A 7,822-nucleotide genomic window follows, 5' to 3' on the forward strand; every position below is an offset into this window, starting at 1 on the left:
ATCTATCTCCTACTATATAACAAAATAACGAAAATTAGATTGGAGCAACTTTATAAAAACTTGAATCTCTCGCCAAAGAAATTCACGAGTGAAATCAAAGTCTTGAACTCGTTTCTAAATACTCACGATATGCCGCAAGTGAAAATTGAAAGCGGATACTTGCAGGTTCCTGATGAACTAGATTTGTCAGAAGCTTATCAGCTTGTTTTAGAATTGTCCCCTTACGACTATTCCTTGAATCCTGATGAAAGACGCACATTACTTCTGATCAATTTATTGATAACAGAAGATGTTGTTACGATGGATCATTTTGCTGATTTGTTTTACGTCAGTCGATTAACAATCATCCGCGATATCAATACGTTGAAAAAACAAGAAGTGATCATGAGTAAATATATCGAAACGCTTAGGGGCGAAGGGGTTATCCTTAAGATGAATCAATCGGAGAAAAGAGAGTATTTGTTTACATTGTTTTTAGAAAATATAGACGCAAAAGGATACATTAATTATGTCGGGATGCAAATCCTTCGGGCATTTGACGGGTCAATGGAGTATTTAGACTTTCTGGGATTCATTTTTAACGAGTTAAAGTATGCAGAAAAGTATCAGCAGTTTGATCTTTTCGTCTATATTTTTATCGTTATCAATATGCCCCGCAAAGAACAAGGTGAATCTCCCAAATTTGTCGTTATGTCGGAAAACCTGAGCATACTCATCGATCAAATTGAAAAAAGATTTGATCGAACGATCTCTTTCGAAGACAAACAGGCAATAGCAGAATTTTGTCATTTGAAAAAGCGAAAAAATGTGAAGGATGCTGAATTGTATAATTTGGTCATCTATTTTCTGAATAAAATTGATGAAGATTTAGGGACGACTCTAAAGTACGAATTTGACTTAATTTCTGATCTATACAATCACTTACAAATTATTGAAGAAGAGAACATTATTTTGGATATTGAAAATATCGGTCTTTTGCGGCATCAGTTTATGGATATTATCGTAGCTGTAAGGGCTAATAGTGGTGTCATTGAAAACTACCTGTCCCGATCCTTCAATGAATCATTTATTACTACGATCGCTATTCATATCGCAACTGCCTTAACCCGACAAGAATATAAGATGAGCAAAATCGATATCTGGATCGTGTGTGAAAATTTATCGATAGCGAAAATGATTGCTATGAAAATTAGTCGATACAAGCAGTTCAAAATTATGAATGTGCTAACACTTGCTACTTATCGTAAGATGTGCTTCCGTCAAAAAGCCAATCGTTTAATCTTAACTGCTGATCCTTTGCCTTTTTTGGAAGAGGATGTTTTAAGGATAACACCTTTTGTGACTCAAGAAGATATCCAAAATATAGTAAAGACGGTTGACCGTTTGTTTACGATTAATGAAGAAGAGACTGAAGAAAAATTTGATCAATTTGTCCAACAACCACAAAGAAAATTGCATGATTACTTGTTAAATTCGCATGTTATCAGAATCGACCAAAAATGTTCTTGGGAGCATTCTTTACGCTTAGCAGGGAAAGTGTTGACACAAAACGAGTGTATTGAGCAGAGCTATGTAGAAGAAGTCGTTGAAAATGTGAAACAAAATGGACCTTATATCGTAATAAGTGAAGGTGTTGCTTTAGCTCATGCGAACAATCGGGGAAATGTCCACCGTAGCACGATTAGCCTCTTGACGAATAAACAAAAAATCTCATACGGATCTGAGGATTATTTTCAAGTAACTTATGTTTTCTTCGTCGCTCTTGTAAGAAGTGAAGAATATTTAGAAATTGTTGAAGATATTATGTTTCTTGGGAAATATGGATTAATTGAAAAATATTTACGTTTTAGACAGGAGGAAGCCGATGGATTATTTAGAAGAAAGGAAATTCATATGTAAGATTGCCAAATCTTTATTTGACAGGAAGCTAACGGATGCTGCTGGTGGCAATATCTCTATAAAAGTTTCAGAAGATCATTTCTTGATTACACCTACTTTGGCATCTGTTCAGTATCTTTGGGAATTAGAGGCAGCGCAAATTCTTTTGGTAGATAAGAAACTATCCCTCATCGAAGGTACTGGTCGCTTGACCAGGGAAATCAATATGCATATGAGTTTTTATCACTCAGATCCACGGATCAAAGCAGTGATTCATGCTCATCCATTAAATTTGATGGTTTACAGTTGTATAGGGACTGATATGCCCATCATCTGTGAAAACCTTCGTTTCGGACCGGATGCGATCCGTTGTTTGGATTATGCACCTGCAACAACTGAAAAGTTAGCACACTTGGTTGGTGACTACTCTCAAAACATGGTGACAAATGAAGAAAAACTACCTTATGGAATGTTATTGCGAGAACATGGGGTAATTGTTGGAGCCACTAATTTGGCTTTTGCAAATGATTATCTGGAAAGACTAGAAACAAATGCTTATGTGCATTTACATTCGCAAGCGCTTCTCCAGCAGGGCTATGAATATTATACTGACAAAACAAACGTTACCTATGAATCCCATGAATGAAGATTGGAGGAGAGTGGATGAGGGCTGGTTTCTTAATTGGACTGAATGAATTTGAGATTCGAGAAATGGATGTTCCACAATGCCATCAGAATGAAGTGATTGTAAAAGTAGAAGCTTCAGGAATCTGTGGGTCAGATATCCACAAAATGAGTAAAGGCTGGAAATACAAGTTACCCATGATCATGGGGCACGAGATGGCTGGGACTATTGTAAAAGTTGGTCGTTCTGTTCATCATTTAAAAAAAGACGATCGGGTCGCTGTTGTCCCGTTTATTCCTTGTCGTAACTGTGCATACTGTGCTATCGGGAAGTATCAATTATGTACGGACTATATCATGATGGGATCGCAACGGTTTGGGGGATTTGCAGAGTACGTCTCCGTGCCAGCGAGCAATATCGTGAAAATAGGGACTAAGTTGTCTTTTGAAGAAGCGGCCATGATTGAGCCTCTTGCTGTCTCAGCGCATGGTGTTTATGGAATCGAACCTAAAGTGGGCGATGTCGTTGCAGTTTTTGGGTTAGGAACGATTGGATTGCTGACGATCCAATGGTTAAAAATTGCGGGTGTGAAAACGATCATTGGCATTGATATTCAATCAGAGAAACTGGAACAAGCAATAGATTTAGGTGTCACCGATACGATTAATCCTAGTCTTCAAGATCTTGAAACAGAGATCTCCCGAATAACGGATGGTTTAGGCGTGGATATTGCAATGGAATGTGCAGGTACTAAAATAACCGAAGAGCAATGTCTCTTAGTGACAAAAAAAGGCGGGAAAATTGGATTTCAAGGGATCGCTTATTCTGATGTTTTGATTAGACAACGGGCATTTGAAAAAATCTTTCGCAGTGAATTAACCATTAAGGGTTTTTGGAATAGTTATTCTGCGCCTTTCCCAGGTAAAGAATGGTTTGATTCAATCACCTTTTTAGAAAGCGGACGCTTGAGTGTCAGTCATATGATTTCCCATCGCTTTCCATTAGAGGATCTTCAAAGAGCATTTGATTTAGCGGTAAATAGAAGTGAAAGCTTTAATAAAATCATGATCATGCTCTAAAAAAACATTTGAGTACAATATAAACCGATTGTTTTCAAAACCATATTTATTCAGTAAGTTTTAACAAGCTGTATGGATATGGTTTTTTTGATTTGCTACTCTGATTACAGAGGTTGCTCCTTCTAAAACCTGTCCCACTCAAAGACATCGTTGCATTTTCAGAAATGAAACGGTAAACTAGTTGAAAAGATTGGAGGAATGAATCAATGTTAGCTACGAATTTTGGGAAATATACATACAAAAATCCGTTTATGAACGCCTCAGGAGTCCATTGTATGACGATCGAGGAATTAGATGAATTAGCGGCATCAGCAGCTGGGGCATTTGTCACGAAGAGTGCAACGCTAGAAGCACGTGCGGGAAATCCAGAACCACGTTATACCGATTTACCGTTAGGAAGCATCAATTCGATGGGATTACCAAATCTAGGGGTGGACTACTACTTAGACTATGCTATCAAAAAACAGCAGGAAATGACCCAGCAAGCGCCCTTCTTTTTCTCTGTCGCTGGTATGAGCGTGGCTGAAAACATTGAGTTATTGAAGAAAATCCAAGAAAGTGATTTTGAAGGAATCACAGAGTTAAATCTTTCTTGTCCAAACGTGCCAGGAAAACCCCAAGTTGCCTATGATTTTCCTTTGACCGATCAAATTCTGGAAACAGTCTTTGGTTTTTTCACAAAACCTTTAGGTGTCAAATTGCCGCCATACTTTGATTTGGCTCACTTTGATGAGATGGCTAAGATATTGAACAAGTATCCGTTAACTTATATCAATTCAATCAATAGTATTGGGAATGCTTTATTTATCGATCCTGCTACTGACTCAGTAGTTATCAAACCAAAAGATGGGTTTGGCGGTTTGGGAGGCGAATATGTGAAACCAACGGCATTAGCCAATGTGCGGGCTTTCTATACACGTCTCAAGCCAGAAATCAAAATTATCGGTACTGGTGGGATTCGTAATGGTCAAGATGCGTACGAACATTTGTTATGTGGCGCTTCTATGTTGCAGATCGGCACAGAGCTGCAAAAAGAAGGACCGGTGATCTTTGAACGATTGACGAAAGAATTAGCAGCGATCATGAAAGAAAAAGGGTATCAATCAATCAGTGAGTTCCAGGGGAAATTAAAAACGATTGATTAAGAACGACTTTGAATGCTTTACTATCCGCTTCTTTTTATAGAAGAAAGGTGGTTTTTAATGGAGAAGTTTCGTAAAACAACGGAGGATGATCTGGTTGAGTTGATGGCGCTTTTTGAAGAAGGCATTGCTTTCTTAAAAGCACAAGGATCTCCGCAATGGCAAGATGGATACGGTCCTAAAGAAAATCAAATCAAAGCAGATATTGCAAACGATGAGAGCTATGTGTTGGTGATAGATGGAAAAATTGCGGCATCGGCAGCGTTAGTATCCGGTGAAGATCCTGTCTACAACGCAATTACCGGCGCAGGGTGGGATGGAAACGGTCCATATCTATCCATTCATCGCGTCGTTGTCAGTTCTCATTTTAAAGGGCAAAAGTTAAGCGCCAAATTGCTGCAAGCTCTTGAAGTGGTTGCATTAGAGCAAGGAATCGTTGATTTACGTATCGATACGTATAAAGCTAATATTGGTATGCAAAAGAATATTCAAGCAGCTGGCTATCAATACAAAGGAGAGGTAACATTCCCTTTTCCGAACGGAGAGCGATTGGCTTTTCAAAAACGTTTGACCGCAAGCTAAGCATTCTATTCCATTAGTGTCACTTGGCTGAATTAATGGAATAGTTGTGTCAAAGTGAATTTTTGGTATGAAAATGCGGATAATGGTTGTCAGAATCCTTTCGGCTTGCTAAGATAAGCACGTAAAGGACGGTGCCAAATGAAGAAAAGAATCAAAAAGAAAAAAGCTTATAAAAAATATATCCATGATATTTTTGCGGGTTATGAAGAAATGCTTGAGAATCCAGCGATCAATGAGAAGAAGTTTTCTTATCTGAAAGAAGAAACAACCTTAAAACGAGACGATCAAAATCAGATCCGTTTTCGTACGATCGATATTGATTAAACTACCTATTTTGGGTAGTTTTTTTGTTTATCTCGACTTAGTTGAAAATATTTCAGAAAAAAGCTTGCTCTTTCATTCTTAGAATGATAAAGTATTCAACGTTGGCAATTGAGCCAGCGGGTCAAAAAAGCTTTTGAAAAAACTTCAAAAAAGACTTGACCAAAAATGAAACAGATGATATTATAACAAAGTCGCAATAATAAAACAGTTAATCGATGTTGATAAATCAACAAAATTAATTGGAAAAAGTTGTTGACAAATAACAAATCATTTGTTATTCTAATGAAGTCGCTGAGACAGCCGCTGCGAAGTTGAAAAACAACGAGCGAAAAAAACTTTAAAAAAAGAGTTGACAATCAATTGTTGCTCTGATATGATATAAAAGTTGCTAACACAGCACGGTAGACCTTTGAAAACTGAACAAAGCAAGCAAACGAACCAATGTGTAGGACGTTTCAATTTATTGAAACAAATACATGCAAGCAATAGCTAGCAAAGTTAATTTTTATGAGCTTAATGACCGTATGGTCATTCAAACAAATCATTATGAGAGTTTGATCCTGGCTCAGGACGAACGCTGGCGGCGTGCCTAATACATGCAAGTCGAACGCTTTTTCTTTCACCGGAGCTTGCTCCACCGAAAGAAAAAGAGTGGCGAACGGGTGAGTAACACGTGGGTAACCTGCCCATCAGAAGGGGATAACACTTGGAAACAGGTGCTAATACCGTATAACACTATTTTCCGCATGGAAGAAAGTTGAAAGGCGCTTTTGCGTCACTGATGGATGGACCCGCGGTGCATTAGCTAGTTGGTGAGGTAACGGCTCACCAAGGCAACGATGCATAGCCGACCTGAGAGGGTGATCGGCCACACTGGGACTGAGACACGGCCCAGACTCCTACGGGAGGCAGCAGTAGGGAATCTTCGGCAATGGACGAAAGTCTGACCGAGCAACGCCGCGTGAGTGAAGAAGGTTTTCGGATCGTAAAACTCTGTTGTTAGAGAAGAACAAGGATGAGAGTAAAACGTTCATCCCTTGACGGTATCTAACCAGAAAGCCACGGCTAACTACGTGCCAGCAGCCGCGGTAATACGTAGGTGGCAAGCGTTGTCCGGATTTATTGGGCGTAAAGCGAGCGCAGGCGGTTTCTTAAGTCTGATGTGAAAGCCCCCGGCTCAACCGGGGAGGGTCATTGGAAACTGGGAGACTTGAGTGCAGAAGAGGAGAGTGGAATTCCATGTGTAGCGGTGAAATGCGTAGATATATGGAGGAACACCAGTGGCGAAGGCGGCTCTCTGGTCTGTAACTGACGCTGAGGCTCGAAAGCGTGGGGAGCGAACAGGATTAGATACCCTGGTAGTCCACGCCGTAAACGATGAGTGCTAAGTGTTGGAGGGTTTCCGCCCTTCAGTGCTGCAGCAAACGCATTAAGCACTCCGCCTGGGGAGTACGACCGCAAGGTTGAAACTCAAAGGAATTGACGGGGGCCCGCACAAGCGGTGGAGCATGTGGTTTAATTCGAAGCAACGCGAAGAACCTTACCAGGTCTTGACATCCTTTGACCACTCTAGAGATAGAGCTTCCCCTTCGGGGGCAAAGTGACAGGTGGTGCATGGTTGTCGTCAGCTCGTGTCGTGAGATGTTGGGTTAAGTCCCGCAACGAGCGCAACCCTTATTGTTAGTTGCCATCATTTAGTTGGGCACTCTAGCGAGACTGCCGGTGACAAACCGGAGGAAGGTGGGGATGACGTCAAATCATCATGCCCCTTATGACCTGGGCTACACACGTGCTACAATGGGAAGTACAACGAGTTGCGAAGTCGCGAGGCTAAGCTAATCTCTTAAAGCTTCTCTCAGTTCGGATTGTAGGCTGCAACTCGCCTACATGAAGCCGGAATCGCTAGTAATCGCGGATCAGCACGCCGCGGTGAATACGTTCCCGGGCCTTGTACACACCGCCCGTCACACCACGAGAGTTTGTAACACCCGAAGTCGGTGAGGTAACCTTTTTGGAGCCAGCCGCCTAAGGTGGGATAGATGATTGGGGTGAAGTCGTAACAAGGTAGCCGTATCGGAAGGTGCGGCTGGATCACCTCCTTTCTAAGGAATATTTCGGAAGACTACACATCGTTTGCCTTTGTTCAGTTTTGAGAGGTTTACTCTCAAACAAATTTGTTCATTGAAAACTGG

Annotated in this window: 6 protein-coding genes and 1 rRNA gene; all 7 read left to right on the plus strand. The window is 40.6% G+C overall.

Annotation, left to right across the window (positions count from 1 at the left end):
* Nucleotides 1-129 precede the first annotated feature (129 nt).
* On the plus strand, nt 130-1,899 hold the full coding sequence (locus IGJ17_RS07605; protein WP_429961207.1) for a PTS sugar transporter subunit IIA: 1,770 nt from the start codon (nt 130-132) through the stop codon (nt 1,897-1,899).
* Nucleotides 1,865-2,524 carry a class II aldolase/adducin family protein gene (locus IGJ17_RS07610; RefSeq protein WP_429961208.1) on the plus strand — a complete coding sequence of 220 codons (660 nt, stop codon included), beginning with the start codon at nt 1,865-1,867 and terminating at the stop codon, nt 2,522-2,524. The genes IGJ17_RS07605 and IGJ17_RS07610 overlap by 35 nt, the downstream gene beginning before the upstream one ends.
* 17 nt (nt 2,525-2,541) lie before the next feature.
* The gene (locus tag IGJ17_RS07615; RefSeq protein WP_008381339.1) at nt 2,542-3,582 is read left to right on the plus strand and encodes a galactitol-1-phosphate 5-dehydrogenase; all 1,041 of its coding nucleotides are present in this window, start codon (nt 2,542-2,544) and stop codon (nt 3,580-3,582) included.
* Nucleotides 3,583-3,788: 206 nt separating this feature from the next.
* Nucleotides 3,789-4,727 carry a dihydroorotate oxidase gene (locus tag IGJ17_RS07620; RefSeq protein ID WP_005236221.1) on the plus strand — a complete coding sequence of 313 codons (939 nt, stop codon included), beginning with the start codon at nt 3,789-3,791 and terminating at the stop codon, nt 4,725-4,727.
* Between the two features lie 57 nt (nt 4,728-4,784).
* Nucleotides 4,785-5,306: a GNAT family N-acetyltransferase gene (locus tag IGJ17_RS07625; RefSeq protein ID WP_034872232.1), complete on the plus strand. Its 522-nt coding sequence runs from the start codon at nt 4,785-4,787 to the stop codon at nt 5,304-5,306.
* A gap of 138 nt (nt 5,307-5,444) precedes the next feature.
* Nucleotides 5,445-5,630, plus strand: a complete 186-nt coding sequence (locus tag IGJ17_RS07630) for a hypothetical protein (RefSeq protein WP_005236216.1) — start codon at nt 5,445-5,447, stop codon at nt 5,628-5,630.
* A 542-nt stretch (nt 5,631-6,172) separates the two neighbouring features.
* Nucleotides 6,173-7,732 (plus strand): 16S ribosomal RNA (locus IGJ17_RS07635).
* Nucleotides 7,733-7,822: the final 90 nt, after the last annotated feature.

The sequence above is a fragment of the Enterococcus sp. DIV1096b genome, assembly GCF_050498765.1.
GTDB classification, from domain to species: Bacteria; Bacillota; Bacilli; order Lactobacillales; family Enterococcaceae; genus Enterococcus_D; species Enterococcus_D entomosocium.

What these genes read in the sequence shown, in the direction of transcription:
- IGJ17_RS07610 (WP_429961208.1), top strand. Translation starts at nt 1,865, where the DNA reads ATGGATTATTTAGAAGAAAGGAAATTCATATGTAAGATTGCCAAATCT.
- IGJ17_RS07620 (WP_005236221.1), top strand. Translation starts at nt 3,789, where the DNA reads ATGTTAGCTACGAATTTTGGGAAATATACATACAAAAATCCGTTTATG.
- IGJ17_RS07630 (WP_005236216.1), top strand. Translation starts at nt 5,445, where the DNA reads ATGAAGAAAAGAATCAAAAAGAAAAAAGCTTATAAAAAATATATCCAT.
- IGJ17_RS07625 (WP_034872232.1), top strand. Translation starts at nt 4,785, where the DNA reads ATGGAGAAGTTTCGTAAAACAACGGAGGATGATCTGGTTGAGTTGATG.
- IGJ17_RS07615 (WP_008381339.1), top strand. Translation starts at nt 2,542, where the DNA reads ATGAGGGCTGGTTTCTTAATTGGACTGAATGAATTTGAGATTCGAGAA.
- IGJ17_RS07605 (WP_429961207.1), top strand. Translation starts at nt 130, where the DNA reads ATGCCGCAAGTGAAAATTGAAAGCGGATACTTGCAGGTTCCTGATGAA.